The sequence below is a fragment of the Amycolatopsis pretoriensis genome (genome assembly GCF_900107925.1).
Lineage (GTDB): Bacteria > Actinomycetota > Actinomycetes > Mycobacteriales > Pseudonocardiaceae > Amycolatopsis > Amycolatopsis pretoriensis.
On the sequence record NZ_FNUJ01000002.1, the window covers coordinates 90,903 to 105,387 of the forward strand.

Annotated in this window: 12 protein-coding genes; 5 read left to right on the top strand and 7 right to left on the bottom strand. The window is 72.9% G+C overall.

All coding sequences use genetic code 11. The annotated features are described in order from the left end of the window. Positions 1 to 35: 35 nt before the first annotated feature. Complete coding sequence (locus tag BLV96_RS07280; RefSeq protein WP_086680358.1) at positions 36 to 911, bottom strand: LysR family transcriptional regulator; 876 nt, start codon at positions 909 to 911, stop codon at positions 36 to 38. Positions 912 to 993: 82 nt separating this feature from the next. On the opposite strand from BLV96_RS07280, the gene BLV96_RS07285 reads away from it, so the two are divergent. From BLV96_RS07285 to BLV96_RS07295, 3 genes are read left to right on the top strand one after another with little or no spacing between them, the layout of a single operon-like run. Continuing rightward, positions 994 to 2,283: a type III PLP-dependent enzyme domain-containing protein gene (locus BLV96_RS07285; protein ID WP_211293436.1), complete on the top strand. Its 1,290-nt coding sequence runs from the start codon at positions 994 to 996 to the stop codon at positions 2,281 to 2,283. A 41-nt stretch (positions 2,284 to 2,324) separates the two neighbouring features. After that, entirely contained in the window at positions 2,325 to 3,818 is a 1,494-nt protein-coding gene (locus tag BLV96_RS07290) for an ArnT family glycosyltransferase (protein ID WP_086680356.1), read from the top strand. Positions 3,819 to 3,844: 26 nt separating this feature from the next. Further along, entirely contained in the window at positions 3,845 to 5,029 is a 1,185-nt protein-coding gene (locus BLV96_RS07295; RefSeq protein WP_086680354.1) for a 4-hydroxybenzoate 3-monooxygenase, read from the top strand. Here the strand turns inward: BLV96_RS07295 and BLV96_RS07300 are convergent. Continuing rightward, positions 5,026 to 7,377 (bottom strand): alpha-L-fucosidase, encoded by a 2,352-nt coding sequence (locus BLV96_RS07300; RefSeq protein ID WP_086680352.1) that lies wholly within the window; start codon positions 7,375 to 7,377, stop codon positions 5,026 to 5,028. The genes BLV96_RS07295 and BLV96_RS07300 overlap by 4 nt on opposite strands. A gap of 229 nt (positions 7,378 to 7,606) precedes the next feature. Here BLV96_RS07300 and BLV96_RS07305 point away from each other — a divergent pair, with 229 nt between their 5' ends. After that, a complete protein-coding gene (locus BLV96_RS07305; RefSeq protein WP_091388901.1) occupies positions 7,607 to 7,873 on the top strand; it encodes a hypothetical protein in 267 nt (88 codons plus the stop codon). A 634-nt stretch (positions 7,874 to 8,507) separates the two neighbouring features. Beyond that, the gene (locus tag BLV96_RS07310) at positions 8,508 to 9,728 is read left to right on the top strand and encodes an SGNH/GDSL hydrolase family protein (protein ID WP_086682622.1); all 1,221 of its coding nucleotides are present in this window, start codon (positions 8,508 to 8,510) and stop codon (positions 9,726 to 9,728) included. Here the strand turns inward: BLV96_RS07310 and BLV96_RS07315 are convergent. Genes BLV96_RS07315 through BLV96_RS07335 form a run of 5 tightly spaced genes read right to left on the bottom strand, consistent with a single transcriptional unit; the run spans position 9,714 to position 14,480 of the window. Then, positions 9,714 to 10,946: an MFS transporter gene (locus BLV96_RS07315; protein WP_244180092.1), complete on the bottom strand. Its 1,233-nt coding sequence runs from the start codon at positions 10,944 to 10,946 to the stop codon at positions 9,714 to 9,716. The two genes, BLV96_RS07310 and BLV96_RS07315, sit on opposite strands and share 15 nt — an antisense overlap. A gap of 38 nt (positions 10,947 to 10,984) precedes the next feature. Beyond that, on the bottom strand, positions 10,985 to 11,521 hold the full coding sequence (locus BLV96_RS07320; RefSeq protein WP_086682628.1) for a GNAT family N-acetyltransferase: 537 nt from the start codon (positions 11,519 to 11,521) through the stop codon (positions 10,985 to 10,987). 55 nt (positions 11,522 to 11,576) lie between these two features. Next, the gene (locus BLV96_RS07325) at positions 11,577 to 12,143 is read right to left on the bottom strand and encodes a YbaB/EbfC family nucleoid-associated protein (protein ID WP_086682631.1); all 567 of its coding nucleotides are present in this window, start codon (positions 12,141 to 12,143) and stop codon (positions 11,577 to 11,579) included. Beyond that, on the bottom strand, positions 12,140 to 12,484 hold the full coding sequence (locus BLV96_RS07330) for a type VII secretion target (RefSeq protein ID WP_086682634.1): 345 nt from the start codon (positions 12,482 to 12,484) through the stop codon (positions 12,140 to 12,142). Before BLV96_RS07330 ends, BLV96_RS07325 begins: the two co-directional genes overlap by 4 nt. Before the next feature lie 4 nt (positions 12,485 to 12,488). Next, complete coding sequence (locus BLV96_RS07335) at positions 12,489 to 14,480, bottom strand: PPE domain-containing protein (RefSeq protein ID WP_091388904.1); 1,992 nt, start codon at positions 14,478 to 14,480, stop codon at positions 12,489 to 12,491. Between the last annotated feature and the right edge of the window lie 5 nt (positions 14,481 to 14,485).

The following is a 14,485-nucleotide window of genomic DNA, read 5'->3' on the forward strand; positions in this document are numbered from 1 at the left end:
GCCCTTCACTGCGTCAGATGCGTTGAAGGTGCCCTTCAGCCGCGGGCGAGGTCCACGAAGGCCCGCACCACCGGCGTCACCACCCCGGCCCGCCAAGCCAGTCCCAGGTCGATCACCGGCACCGGGTCCGCCAACCGCCGCAACACCACCCCGCGCCGCCGCAAGCCTCGCGCCCGGTGTTCCGGGACCGCCGCGATGCCCGCTCCCTCCGCGACCGCGCGCATCAGCTGCTCGTCCTCCGGTTCCTCGCGCACGATCGGCGGGACCCCGTGCGGCCACACCTGCGCGCTGATCGCGTCGTACTGGCCGGGACCGTTCGCGCGCGGCCAGAACACCACCGGCTCCGCGGCGATCCACTCCCGCCGCAACCGGCCGCGGCGGCGGGCCAGCGCGTGCCCCGACGGCAACGCGATCAGCACCTCCTCCGACCCCACCACCGCCACCTCGACGCCCGGCGCGGCCACCGGCGGCCGCACGAAGCCGACGTCGATCTCGCCCGCCGCCAGCCGCGCCAGGTTCAGGCTCGTCCAGCCCGTCTCCAGTGCCAGCTCCACCTCCGGGAACGCTGCCCGGTACGCCGCCACCAGGTCGCCGGCCAGCGGGCCCGGCGCCGAACGCGTGTACGCGATCCGCAGCAGCCCGGCGTCGCCCCGGCCCGCCGCCGCGATCACCCCACGGGCCCGGTCCAGGTGCGACAAGAGCTCCCGCGCCTCGACCGCAGCCACGCGGCCCGCCTCCGTCAGCGCGAACCGCGGCCCCGAGCGGTCCAGCAGCGCCACCCCCAGCTCCGCCTCGAACGCCCGGATCTGCTGGCTCAGCGACGGCTGCGAGACGAACAGCCGCGCCGCCGCGCGCGTGAAGTGCATCTCCTCGGCGAGCACGGCGAAGTAGTGCCATCGGCGCAGGTCCACCCAGCCACTATAGGACCGGCCTATAGATCAAGAGGGAGGAAGTCTTGGACCGCCCGCACAAGAGAGCCGAAGACTGGACGACGTGAACCGCACCGATCGCAAGCTCCACGCCCTCGCCGCCGCGGCCGGCCGGGACCTCCCGGACCCCATGGCCGGCTTCGTCGACCTCGCCGGGATCCGCGAATCCGTCGAGGACCTGACCAAGGCGTTCGCGCCGCTCGGCCGCGTCCAGCACACCGTCGCCGCCAAGGCGTGCGGCCTGGCCCCGGTCCTGCGCTACCTCGGCGACCTCGGGGTCGACGCCGAGGTCGCGAGCCCCGGCGAGACGGCGGTCGCCGAAGCCGCCGGCCTGCGCGGCGCCCGGCTCGTCCTCGACTCCCCCGCCAAGACGCGCGCCGAACTCGCCCACGCGCTGGCCGAGGGCACCGCGATCAACGCCGACAACTTCCAGGAACTGGCCCGGCTCGACGACCTGGTGACCACCCCTCGTTCGGTGCTCGGCCTCCGGATCAACCCCCAGGTCGGCGCCGGCCGGATCGGCGACACGAGCACCGCGACCCCGACGTCGAAGTTCGGTATTCCGTTGCGGGACAACCGGACCGCGATCATCGACGCCTTCGCGCGGCGGCCGTGGCTGACCCGGCTGCACGTCCACGTCGGCTCGCAGGGCTGCCCGCCGGAGCTGATGGCCGACGGCGTCGCCGCGGTCCACGCGCTGGCCGAAGAGATCAACGCCGAACGCCGGCAGGTCACGAGCATCGACCTCGGCGGCGGTCTCCCGGTGAACTTCGCCTCCGAGGACCCCGGTCCGTCGTACGCCGACTACGTCGCGACGCTGCTGGCGAAGGTCCCCGCCCTCGCCGACGGGCGCTACACCTTCGTCACCGAGTTCGGCCGGTCCCTGCTCGCGAAGAACGGCTTCCTCGTCAGCACCGTCGAGTACACGAAGGTCGCGGGCGGCCGGCCCATCGCCGTGACGCACGCGGGCGCGCAGGTCGCGGCCCGCACGGTCCTCCAGCCGGAGCACTGGCCGCTGCGCCTCACCGCACTCGACGCGCGGGGCCGCCCGAAGACCGGACCCGAAGTGCCGCAGGACATCGCCGGTCCGTTGTGCTTCGCGGGCGACCTCCTGGCGAAGGAACGGCCGCTGCCGCTGCTCGAGCCGGGCGACCTCGTCGTCGCGCACGACACCGGCGCTTACTACTTCGGCGCGCACTACGCCTACAACACGCTGCCGCGCCCGGCCGTCCACGGCTTCACGGTGACCGAGCGCGGCGAGGTCGAGTTCACGCCGATCCGCCGCGCGCAGTCCCTCACCGAGCTCGTCGCGGACGCGGGTGCCGAATACGTCGGAGCGCTCCCGGAAGCGTGATCACCGGCGTACGATCCCGGGCACGCCGAGGGGAGGCTGTCATGGGGGCCAGTCCGGAACCACCGCGGTTCGCCGCGCTTCCGGTGGGGATCGTCGTCGCCGTCCAAGCGGTCGTGCTGACCGCGTTGTCCGGCCGTTACGGCTTCCACCGCGACGAGCTGTACTTCGTCGCGGCGGGCCACCGGCCGGACTGGGGTTACGTCGACAACCCCCCGATCACACCGTGGCTCGCGCGCGCGTCGACGGCGGTGTTCGGCGAGACGCCGAGTGGCCTGCGCGTGGCCGCGACGCTGCTCGGCATGGCGACCGTCGTGGTCGTCGCGCTGATCGCGCGCGAGTTCGGCGGCGGCCGCGGCGCGCAGCTGTTCACCGCGATCGCGACGGCGCTCTCGGCGTACGTCCTGGTGGTGTCGCACATGCTGGCGACGAACTCCGCGGACGTCCTGCTGTGGTCGCTGATCGCGTTGTTCGGCTTGAAGCTCCTGCGCACCGGCGACGGCCGGTGGTGGCTCGCCGTCGGCGCCGCCGCCGGCGTCGGGCTGGCGAACAAGTGGCTCGTCCTGCTCCTGCTGTCCGGGCTCGGCATCGGCGTGGCCGTCGCCGGGCCGCGCCGGGTGCTGCGGACCTGGTGGCTCGCGGCGGGCGTCGGGATCGCCGTCGTGCTGGCCGCGCCGGTGGTGGTCTGGCAGGCGTCGCACGGCTGGCCGATGCTCACCGTCGCCGGCGGGATCAGCGACGACGACGGCGGCGAGAACCGCGCGCTGTTCGTGCCGATGCAGCTGGTCTACCTCTCCCCCGTGCTGGTGCCCGTGTGGATCGCCGGGCTCGTGCGGCCGTGGCGCGATCCGGCAGTGCGCTGGGCCCGCGCCCTCGCCGTCGCCTATCCGATCGTCTGCGCCGAACTCCTGGTCCTGGGCGGGAAGCCGTACTACTCGGTGCCGTTGCTGCTGCCGCTGGTGGCGCTCGGCGCGGACCCGGCGCTGCGGTGGCTGGGCCGCGGTGGCACGGCCCGGCGCGCGCTGACCGGCGTGGCGGCCGCGGTGTGCGTGGTCGTGTCCGTCCTCACCGGACTCCCGGTCGTGCCGGTGTCCGCGCTGAACGGCCCGCTGCTCGCGGTCAACAAGGAACCCGGCGAACAGGTCGGCTGGCCCGGGTTCGCCGAGTCCGTCGCCGGTGCATGGGCGCGGATCCCGGCGACCGAACGGGACACCGCGGTGATCATCGCGGGCAACTACGGCGAGGCGGGCGCGCTCGAGCACTACGGGCCGGCGCTCGGGCTGCCCCAGCCGTACTCGCCGCACATGTCCTACGCCGACTGGGGTCCGCCGCCGGACCGGCTGGTCGGCCCGGTCCTGCTCGTCGGCGGGTTCGAACGCGGGTCGCCCGCGTCGCGGCTGATCACCGGGTGCCGCCCGGTCACCAAGTACCACACCGCGGAAGGCGTCGACAACGACGAGAACGGCACCGCGTTCTCGCTGTGCACGCTGACCGAGCCGTGGTCGACGGCGTGGCCGAAACTGCGGCAGTTCTACTGAGCCCGGTTCGCGCTACCCTCGGGCACATGGTGGCGACGCGCACGGCGGTGGCCGTGGTGGGGGCGGGTCCGGCCGGGCTCACGGTGGCGAACCTCCTGCGGCGCGCGGGGATCCCTTGCGTGCTGCTGGAAACCGGGAGCCGGGCGTTCATCGAACAGCGGCCGCGGGCCGGGTTCATCGAGGAGTGGGCTGTCCGCGGGCTCGAACAGCGCGGCCTCGGCGAGCAGCTCGTCGCGAAGGCGCCGCGGCACGAGGCGTTCGAGTTCCGGTTCGCCGGGCGCCGGCACCCCTTCCGCTACGGCGACGTCACCGGGCAGCGGCATTTCGTCTACCCGCAACAGCTTCTGGTGACCGACCTGGTCGCGCAGTACACCGACGCGGGCGGCGAGGCCGTCTTCGAGGTCTCCGACGTCCGGCTGCACGACCTGACGTCGGACTCCCCCGCCGTCACGTTCCGGACCGCGGCCGGCGAACACCGGATCGAGTGCGACTTCGTCGCGGGCTGCGACGGCGCCCGCGGCGTCACGCAGGGGTACCTGCCGCCGGAAACCACCGTGAAAGCCCACCACGACTACGGAATCGGCTGGCTGGCCCTGCTCGCGGAGGCGCCGCCGTCCGCCGACGGCGTCCTGTTCGGCATCCACCCGCGCGGGTTCGGCGCGCACATGGCCCGCACGCCGGCGGTGACGCGGTTCTACCTCCAGACGGCGGCGGGCGAGACCGAGGCGGACTGGCCCGACGAGCGCGTCTGGACGGAGCTGAAGGCCCGGCTGGCGGTGCCGGACGGGCCGATCACCGAGGGGAAGCTGATCGAGAAGCGGATCCTCGACATGCACAACTACGTCGTCGAGCCGATGTCCCATGGCCGCCTGCACCTGGCCGGCGAGTCGGCACACCTGGTCGCGCCGATCGCGGCGAAGGGCATGAACCTGGCCCTGCACGACGCTTTCCTGCTCGCCGAAGCGTACGAGGCGCACTACGCGGGCGATCCCACGCGGCTGGCCGGGTACTCCGACGCGTGCCTGCCGCTGGTGTGGCAGTACCAGGAGTTTTCCCAGTGGCTGTCGGACATCTTCCACCACACCGCGGCCACGGGCGGCAACCCGTTCCAGGCGCGCATCGCGGAAGCCCGGATGCGCCGCCTGCTGGGTTCGCCCGCGGCCGCGGCGGCGTTCGCGGAGCTGTACATCGGCAAGAACGCCGACCTCTAGCTCCAGGCGATCTTGAACACCCACGCGTACCGGCCGGCCTGCCGGGCCGCGGCCGGGACGTCGATCACCAGCGAGCCGTTTTCGACGGTCCAGTGCAGGTTCCCGCGGTGGCCCAGAAGCGTCACGCGGTCCCCGGCCCGGATCGGGACCGGCGCGTCGACCACCAGCCTGCTGCCCGGCGCCGCCAGCGAGTGGACGTAGAAGGCCTCGTTCTGCTTGACCGTGAACCGCAGGTCGCCGAGCTGGGCCATCCGCGACCAGTACGTCGTGCCGTAGATGGCTTCGCCGTTGACCTTCAGCCACGCGCCCGCGTCGCGCAGGTGCTTCTGCATGACGTCCGGGATCGTGCCGTCGAAGTCCGGGCCGATGTCGAGCAGGAAGTTGCCGTTCTTCGACACGATGTCCACGAGCGTCCGGACGACCTCCTCCGCCGTCATGTACCGGTCGTCCGGGGTCGCGCGGTTGTAGCCGTAGGAGAACGGGTCGAGCCCGCGGCTCGCCTCCCACTTCGCCACCACGGTGTTCGGGTACGTCGTGTACTCCGGCGTGGTGAAGTCGTGGTCGGGGATGCCGCCGCGGTCGTTGTAGGTGACGTCCTTGGGGCGCTTGCGGTTCTTCGCGTGGTTGAAGTACTCGGTGATCGTGGTGCGCGTGTCGTTGACGCCGCCGATGTCGAACCACAGGACGTCCGGGTCGAACTCCGAAATCAGCTCGAGCACCTGCGGCGCCTGGTAGTCGCGGACGAAGTCCTTGCCCGCGGTGTAGCCGGTGTAGGGCAGCGGCGCACCGGTGTACGGGTTGCGCGGCGCGTGGCCCATCCACGGGTTGTCCGGGTTGAACCACTCGGGCAGCGAGAAGTAGAGACCGTTGCGCAGCTGGGGCGTGTACTTGCGGGACGCGGTGAACAGTTCGTCGATGATGTCGCGCTTCGGGCCGAGCTTGACGGAGTTGCGGTCGCTGACCTCGGTGTCCCACAAGGCGAAGCCGTCGTGGTGCTTCGACGTCAGGACGTAGTACTCGGCGCCCGCGTCGGCGATCAGGTTCAGCCACGCGCGGGGGTCGAACTTCGCGGCGGTGAACATCGGGATGAAGTCGTCGTAGGCGAAGTTCTCGCCGTACTTTTCTCGGTGGTAGGCGTAGGTCGCGCCGTTCGGGTCCTGCTGGTTCTGCCAGTACCACTCGGCGTACTGCTGACCGACCGGCGCCCACGCGGGCACGGCGTAGACGCCCCAGTGGATGAAGATGCCGAACTTGCTGTCGGTGAACCAGTAGGGCGCGCGGTGCGTCGAGAGTGACGCGTCGGTCGGCCGGAAGTCCGGGATCCCGAGGGTGATCGGGACCTGCTGGGTGGCGAGGGTCCCCCGGCCGGCCGTGACGCGGACCTGGCCGTTCGTCGTGGTTCCGGGCGGCACGGACGCGTTCGGCGCGATCCCGAGCCGCACGGTCGCCTGCTCCCCCGGCGCCAGCGCGCGCAGGGCCGCCGGCACGGTCGTCCGGCCGCCGGGGACGTCGACGGTGACGCTCACCCGGTCACCGGCGCCGAGCCACACGGTGCCGGCGTTGACGATGGTCGCCTCGGCGGCCTGCGGACCGCCGTCGGACAGCAGGTTCGCCGTCGAACGGCTGTCGAGGACGAGCGCCGAGCGGCCCACGGCCACCGGCTGCAGGGTCAGCGCGAAGACGTGCAGGCTGGAGACGTTCGGCGCCGGGTTCGCCGTGGCGGGCAGGGTCAGGGCGACGGCCTCACGGGCCGGGTCGACCCAGACCTGGCCGGTGGCCAGGGAAACCGGGTTGTTGTCGACGACGCCGCCGGGCGCGTACCGGAACGGCGAGACGAGCGCGCCGGTGCCGGTGTACCAGTCCGGGCCGGAGAGGGAGCCGGTGCTGGTGCTGCCGTCGGCGTAGTGCACGGTGGCCGTGCCGCCGGTGCTGCCGTAGCTGGCCGCGACCAGGAAGTAGACGACGAAGTAGCGGCCCTTCGGCAGGTCGATCTTCTGACCGGTGGCGGCGATGTTGTTCTTCGCGCCGGCGGCCGCGGACCCGAGCGTGAACGGGACGCCGCCGACGGTGGCGGTCTGCCCGGCGGGCAGGTGCTCGGCCGGGAAGGTGTAGCCGGACCCGTCGAAGTCGCCACCGGTGGCGGAGGCGCTGTCGATGCCGTCGTTGGTGAACCACGCGTCGAGCGCGACGGGCACGGGCGGCGGGGGCGGGACGATCGGGGTGCCGGGACCGTCCGGAGCGGCGTCCACGGGCACGGCGGCGGCGGCCGGACCGAGGCCGGCGGCGCCGAGGGCCACGGCACCACCGAGCGCGATGCCGAGGGCTTGCCGGCGGGGGAAGGTCGTCACTGAACCTCCAGGGATCGGATGACTACGGCGGAAGGACGACAGAGTGCAGCCTTTGTTGGCTGTTCTGTCGTTGGCGGGGCTGATTCATCCGATGACTGACCCTGCTCGCTGGGCCAGTCGGTGTCAAGAGGCGATCGAAGTGAACCTCGCTCACATCCGGCGCGTAGTCCTCAGTACGAGCTGCAGCACTCGCCGCCAGAACCCAGCCGCGCACCGAAAGGCCAAACCGATGTCCACCCCACAGAACGCGCTGAGCCGCCGCGCGATCGCCATGCTCAAGGCGGTCCGCGACGGGCGCGCCGAGCTCCGCTGCAGCTGTGAACCCGACCTCCGCGTGGACGGGTTGCCGTGCTGCGACCAGAACACCGCCCACGACCTGGCTCGCGCCGGGTTGATCCGGGCGGCCGGGACACCGTCGCCGGGCCAGTGGGCCACGGCCGAGCTGACTGATGCCGGGCACCGTGTTTTGGGTGGCGGTTTTCCGGCCGCCGCTTGAGTTTTCGTGGATGGCCCGGCTTGCGAGCCGGGCCATCGGCCTGTGCGGGCCCGGTTTTTCGAGGCAGGGCGACCTCGGCCGCGCATCGGGGCCGCCGCCGCCGATTCCGGCCACCCGCGCACCGCCGGCCACTCCGCACCGCGAGCTCGGCTACTCGAGGCTGCCCCACGCCCGCCCGCGTGCGGGCGCGAGGCCGCCATCCGCCACCCCGCACTGCGGGCCGGATACCGGCGCCCGCTGCCTGCCGACGCCGCACCGCCGGGTCGGCTGCTCGTCACGAGCCCGGCACGAGCGCCGGCACCCCTCCTCCCGCCCCCGACCTGCGCATACCGCGATTCCCGGCCAAATCACCCCACCCGCTGAACCGCCCCGCACCACCGGCCGTGCTCTGGGTGAGGGCGTCTCGCACACGCCCTCCGGGGTTGCCACGACGCAACGATCCGGGCCAGCCTCCGCCCGATCGGGATCCGGGCACTCCGGCGAGCGGCCGTCGCGGCAACGGCCACCTCGCGCGGGCCCGTCCGGCATCCCCAGAATCCCGGACGGGCCCGCTCCCACGCTGTCCGAGATTTTGTCCGGTTCGCTCACCTGATCAGCGGTCCCCGGTCCGGAGCAGCCGCGACACTGTGAGTACATGCGACGCTTCCTGGCCGTGAGCGCGGCGATCCTGGCGGGGTTCGGCATCCTCACGACGTCCGGCAGCGCGAATCCGGAAAGCGCTCTCCCCGCAGCCACCGAGCACGCCGTCAACGGCTGGGTCGGCACCTGGGCCGCCGCGCCCGCGGCCGCCGTCGCCAACACCCCCGACGGCTATCCCGGCTTCTCGATCCGCAACGTCGTGCACTCCAGCGCCGGCGGCGGCCGCGCGCGCGTCCACCTCTCGAACGCCTTCGGCGCCGCTCCCCTGACCTTCGGGCACGTCACCATCGCGGTGCAGGCCACCGGTCCCGACGCCGTCCCCGGCACCCTGCGCGAGCTGACCTTCGGCGGCGCGCCGAGCGTCGTCGTCCCCGCCGGTGCCGAAGCGCTCAGCGACCCCGTCGCCACCCGGATCCCGGCGGACGCCAACCTGCTCGTCACGACCTACGTGCCCACGAAGTCCGGCCCGGTCACCTATCACCCGGCCGCGTCGCAGACTTCCTACTTCACCCGCGCGGGCGACTTCGCCGGCAGCGAGGCGGGCGCGCCCTACACCGAGCAAACCTCCGTGTGGCACTACGTTTCCGGCGTCGACGTCCAAGGCGGTGCCGAAGCCTCGATCGTGACGCTCGGCGACTCGATCACCGACGGCGTCGGCTCGGTCGCCGGCGCCAACCACCGCTGGCCGGACTACCTCGCCGACCGGCTGCACGGCCGCTTCGGCGTGCTCAACGCCGGCATCAGCGCCAACCGGCTGCTGCTCGACGTCCCCGGGTCCGGCGCGGGCCAGAACGCCTTGTCCCGCTTCGACCGCGACGTCTTGAGCGTCGGCGGCGTCCGGACGCTCATCGTGCTGGAGGGCATCAACGACATCCAGCAGGACCCGCACCAGACCGACCCCGGCGCGATCACCTCGGCCTACCGCCAGCTGGTGACGCAGGCGCACGCCCGCGGCATCCGGGTCCTCGGCGGCACGCTCACGCCGTTCAAGGGCTGGCGCGTCTACGACGAAACCCTCGAAGCGACCCGCACAGCGGTGAACACGTTCATCCGCACCAGCGGGGTGTTCGACGGCGTCGTCGACTTCGACGCCGCCGTCCGCGACCCCGCCGACCCGCTCCGGATGCTGCCGGCCTACGACTCCGGCGACCACCTGCACCCCGGCGACGCGGGCTACGAGCGGATGGCCGCCGCGGTCCGGCTAGACCGGCTCTGAGCGCGGGATGAACAGCACCGCCACCAGGCTCAGCAGGGCCACCGCCACGAGGTAGAGCGACACCGAGAACGAGGTGCCCGTGACCGCCTGCAGCTTCGTCGCGATCAACGGCGCGAAGGCACCGCCCAGAACCGCGCCCACCGCGTAGGAGAACGACGCGCCGCTGTAGCGGTACCGCGGCTCGAACAGCTCCGCGAACAACGCCGACTGCGGCCCGTACGTCGCGCCCAGCCCGATGTTCAGCACCACCACCGCCACGATCAGCCAGACCGCGGCTTTGGTGTCCACCAGCAGGAAGAACGGGATCGGCCAGACGACCAGCAGCACCGACCCGGCCAGGTACACCGGTTTGCGGCCGATGCGGTCCGACCACGCCGCCGTGACGAGGATGCTCACCAGCCACGTCACGCTGCCGACGATCACCACCACCAGCAGCGTGGTGCGGTCGATCTTCAGCACCGACGTGCCGTAGGACAGCAGATACGCCAGGAAGATGTAGCCGATCGCGGTGTTGGCGATGAAACTGCCCGTCGCCACCAGCACCGAGCGCGGCCGCTCGCGGAAGACGTCGACCATCGGCCGGCGGCTGCGCGCCCCTTCCTCGCGCAGCCGCGCGAACACCGGCGACTCCTCGATCCGCAGCCGGATCACCAGGCCGACGCCGACGAGCACGATGCTCGCCAGGAACGGCACCCGCCAGCCCCACGCCGCGAACTGCGCGTCGGTCAGCGACCGGCCGAGGATGAAGAACAGCAGCTGCGCCAGGATCAGCCCGGCCGGGACGCCGATCTGAGAGAAGGCGCCGTACCGCCCGCGCCGGCCCTCCGGCGCGTGCTCGACCGCCATCAGCGCCGCGCCGCCCCACTCGCCGCCCGCGCTCAACCCCTGCAGCAGCCGCAGGACGAGCAGCAGGATCGGCGCCCAGACGCCGATCGCGGAGTACGTCGGCAGCAGGCCGACGCCGACCGTGGCGACCCCCATCAGGAGCAGCGACAGCACGAGCATCGCCTTGCGGCCCACGCGGTCGCCGAAGTGGCCCCACAGGATCCCGCCGACCGGGCGGGCCAGGAACCCGACGCCGAGCGTCGCGAACGCGGCGAGCGTGCCGGACGCGGGCGAGAGCGTGGTGAAGAAGAGCTTGCCGAACACGAGCGCCGTCGCCGTGCTGTAGATGAAGTAGTCGTACCACTCGATGGTGGTCCCGATCGCGCTGGCCACGGCGACTCGCCGCAGCTGTCGTGCCGCGACCGGGGTGCTCACGAGCCGGCCAGCGCGGGGACGAGGTCTTCGGCCAGCAGGTCCATCAGCAGCCCGTCGTGCCAGCTGCCGTCCGGACCGCGTTCGTACGCGCGCATCCGGCCGACCGGCTGGAAGCCCAGCGACTGGTACAGCTGGATCGCGGACTTGTTGTCCGCCGCGGGGTCGATCACCAGCCGGTGGTGCCCCCGGACGGTGAACAGGTGCTCGGCCAGCGTCCGGATCGCGTCCGTTCCGAGGCCGCGGCCCTGCCAGTCCGGGTGGATCGCGATGTCGATGCCGGCGTGCCGGTACTGCGGATCGGCCTCCTCGAAGGCCAGCTCGATGCCCACGACGACGTCATCGTGCTCGACGGCGTAGGTCGTGGTGCCCTCGTCGGGGTCCAGTAGGTAGGACACTTGGTCGGCCACCGGCTCTTCGGCGTCCGCCCACCAGCGGGCGATGTCCGGGTGCGACAGGATCTCCTCGAACCGGGCGGCGTCCGCGGCTGCGGCGGGGCGCAGGCGGACGCGGCTTCCGGGGATCAGACCGGTCATCGGATCAGTGTCGACCCCGGAAGCCGTCCTTGTCGAGCGGTCGTTCAGCCGCTCGTCACCAGGGGTTGTTGTCCTGCTCGTCCGGATCGGCCCCGGTCCCGCGGCGCGGCGGGGTCGCCGGCCCCGGAGACGTCCCCGACGCCGGCGGCGTCGCGGCCCCGCCGGACGGCGCCGGCGGGGTGGGCGGCGGCTCGGCGGCCGGCGGCTCGTCGGGCTCGTCCGGGTCGGGGAAGCGGCCGCGGAGGTTGTCCAGCAGCAGCGTCCGGGTCTCGCGGTCCTCGTCGCCGAGCTGCTCGGACATCACCCCGGCCACCTTCTCGGCGATGCCGGACTGCGCCCGCCGCATGGTGGTCAGGATGGCCCGGGACAGCTCGTCGAGCGGGAAGGACTTGACCTTGTTGCTGAACGTCAGGTCGGTGACGGTGCCGTCCGCGCCGACGGTGACGCTGACGGCGCCGTCGCTGGTGCTGGCGGTCAGCCGCAGCCGTTCGGTTTCCTCCTGCGCCGCCTGGTAGCGCTCGGCCTTCGCCGCGAACCCGGCCGCCCAGTCGTCCATCCGGCGGATCGCCTCGTCCGGGTCCCGGATCAGGTCGCCGAGGCCGTTGTTGTTCGGGGACGTCATGCCTGCGCCCTCGATTCCGCCGTGCGCGGCGACGCGGCGAGCTGCCGCTCGAACGGCTGGGCGTTGGCCTCTTCCCCGTCGCGGTAGGACTGCGCGGCCGTCTTGACGTTGTCCGCGAGCCCGCGGACGCCTTCCGCCGACGCGCCGAGCGCTTCCTTCGCCTTCTCCCCCGTCGGCCGGATGATCGGCGGCAGGAACGCGCACAGCAGCCCGTAGGCGTGGTCCGACATCGCCGAGTCCGCCGCGGCGGACGCCGTGTCGAGCCGGTCGATCAGGCTCTCCACGTGGCTCGCGTGCGCGACCAGCTCGTCCGGTTCGACCTCGAAGCCCGCGGCCGTCATGCGTTCACTTCCAATCCTGGTTCTTCCAGTCACCGATCACCGGCGGCGCGACCGCCTGCTCGCCCGCGAAGAAGTTCGGGTCGTCGCTCTCGAGGTAATCGGCCGACTTGTGTTCCTTGTCGTCGTCCTTCTTGCCGCCGCGGGCACCGGCACCCATGCCGCCCATGCCCGGGCTGCCCGCGGCGCCGGACTTGCCCGCCAGGCCCGCGTTGCGCGCCGCCGCGGCTTCGGCCTCCGCGGCCGCGCCGGACGCGGCACCACCGGCCAGGTTGCCCGCGCCCGTGCCGCGCACGCCACCGCCGACGCCACCCGCGCCACCGCCGCCGATCCCGCCGAGGGAGCCGCCGCCGGTCCCGCCGCCGATGCCGCCGAGCCGGCTCGCGATGCTCTCGCCGTTGATCCCGCCGCCGCGGCCGATGGTCGGCATCTTGCCGCCACCCGGGATGCCGCTGTTCGGAATACCGCCGGGGCCGGTACCGGTGGGCAGCCCGGTGATCGGGTCGATGCCCGGCGGGGTGAACCCGGGGATCGGGCTGCCGCCGCGGACCCCGCCGCCCCCGCCCGAGACGTCCAGGATGTTAGGGATCGACGGCGGGGTGTAGCCCGTGCCGCCGGTGCCACCGGTGTTCCCGCCGATCCCGGACGGGGTGAAGCCGGACGACGTCGTCGAGTCGTCGAAGCCCGGCACCGACGAGCCGGGGATGCCGGAGCCGGTGAAGCTGCCGCCGGGGATTTCGGGGATGCCGGCACCCGAGAAGCCCGAGCCACCGGCACCGCCGCCACCGCTGGCGGCCGGGATGCCGGCCCCGGAGAAGCCCGAGCCGCCGGCACCGCTGCCGCTGCCGCCACCGGGGATGCCGGAGCCCGAGAAGCCGGACCCGCCCGCACCCGAACCGTCGCCGGGGATGCCGCTGCCGGAGAAGCCGGAGCCGCCCGCGCCCCCGCCGGGGATGCCCGCGCCGCTGCCGCCGGGGCCGCCCGCGCCGCCGAGCCCGGCGGCGTCGAGCTCCGCTTGGGTCCGGCCCGCGGTCGTGGGGTCGAGCGCCGGGTCCATCGCCGTGCGCGCCATCAGCGGCTGGGCGCCGCTCGTGCCCGCGCCGCCGGCCGCGGTGCCCATCGTGCGCGCCGACGCGGTGGCGGTCGGGAGCTTCGGCGGGGCCGGGAACCGCGGCGTCGCGACCGCGGCGCCGATGGTCTCGTCGTACTGGCTCATGATCTGCGCGGCGTGGTCCCGCGCGGCCGTCTGGGCGCGGTAGGTCTGCATGGCCTCGCCGGCGGCCGCGGCGTACTGCACCGGGTCCGTCATGGCCATCAGCTTCTGGTTGGTCGCCTGCAGGTCGAACTGCACCGGCGGGTTCGCGACCATCTGCCGCTGGGTCTCGTTCAGCGCCTGGGAGTGGATCTCCTGCTGGCGCCCGGCGAGCGTCGCGCCCTGCGCGGTCGCGCCGAGCCACTTGCCGACGCCGGCGAGGTGCTCGCGGACGGCGTCACCGGCGTCGCCCTGCCAGTTGCTGGTGCTCGCGTTGATCGCGTCGCCGAGGGTCTTCTGGTGGGTGCCGAGGTCGTTGCCGACGCTCACCCACTCCTCCGACGTCTCCGCGACGGTCGCCGGGTTGGCGTCCTGGGTGATGGCGTCGTTCATCTGCTCGTGGCTGGCGTTGGCCCAGAGCGTCTTCGGGGCGCCGCCGTTCTCACGCATGGTGAGACCCTCGTCGAGGCCGTGCTTGGCGTTGTCGAGGTGCTGCTGGTACAGCTCCTGGATCTTCTTGTCGCGCAGCACCGGGTCGACGGCGGGGCCGAGCCAGCCGGCCCGGATCTCGTCGTCGATCTGCTGGGTGGCCATCTCGCGGATCTCGTCACCCGAGGGGGTGTTGTCCGTCTTCAGCGGCCCGACGTAGTACTTCGACGACGAATCGGCCGTCACGTCGTAGAGCGGACTGTGCTTGTCGTAGTCCGGCGACGACGGGTCCGAGACGGACTCGGCGGTGGGTGCCACGGTCT

What these genes read in the sequence shown, in the direction of transcription:
- BLV96_RS07320 (WP_086682628.1), bottom strand. Translation starts at nt 11,521, where the DNA reads ATGACCGGTCTGATCCCCGGAAGCCGCGTCCGCCTGCGCCCCGCCGCA.
- BLV96_RS07290 (WP_086680356.1), top strand. Translation starts at nt 2,325, where the DNA reads ATGGGGGCCAGTCCGGAACCACCGCGGTTCGCCGCGCTTCCGGTGGGG.
- BLV96_RS07305 (WP_091388901.1), top strand. Translation starts at nt 7,607, where the DNA reads ATGTCCACCCCACAGAACGCGCTGAGCCGCCGCGCGATCGCCATGCTC.
- BLV96_RS07330 (WP_086682634.1), bottom strand. Translation starts at nt 12,484, where the DNA reads ATGACGGCCGCGGGCTTCGAGGTCGAACCGGACGAGCTGGTCGCGCAC.
- BLV96_RS07310 (WP_086682622.1), top strand. Translation starts at nt 8,508, where the DNA reads ATGCGACGCTTCCTGGCCGTGAGCGCGGCGATCCTGGCGGGGTTCGGC.
- BLV96_RS07295 (WP_086680354.1), top strand. Translation starts at nt 3,845, where the DNA reads ATGGTGGCGACGCGCACGGCGGTGGCCGTGGTGGGGGCGGGTCCGGCC.
- BLV96_RS07325 (WP_086682631.1), bottom strand. Translation starts at nt 12,143, where the DNA reads ATGACGTCCCCGAACAACAACGGCCTCGGCGACCTGATCCGGGACCCG.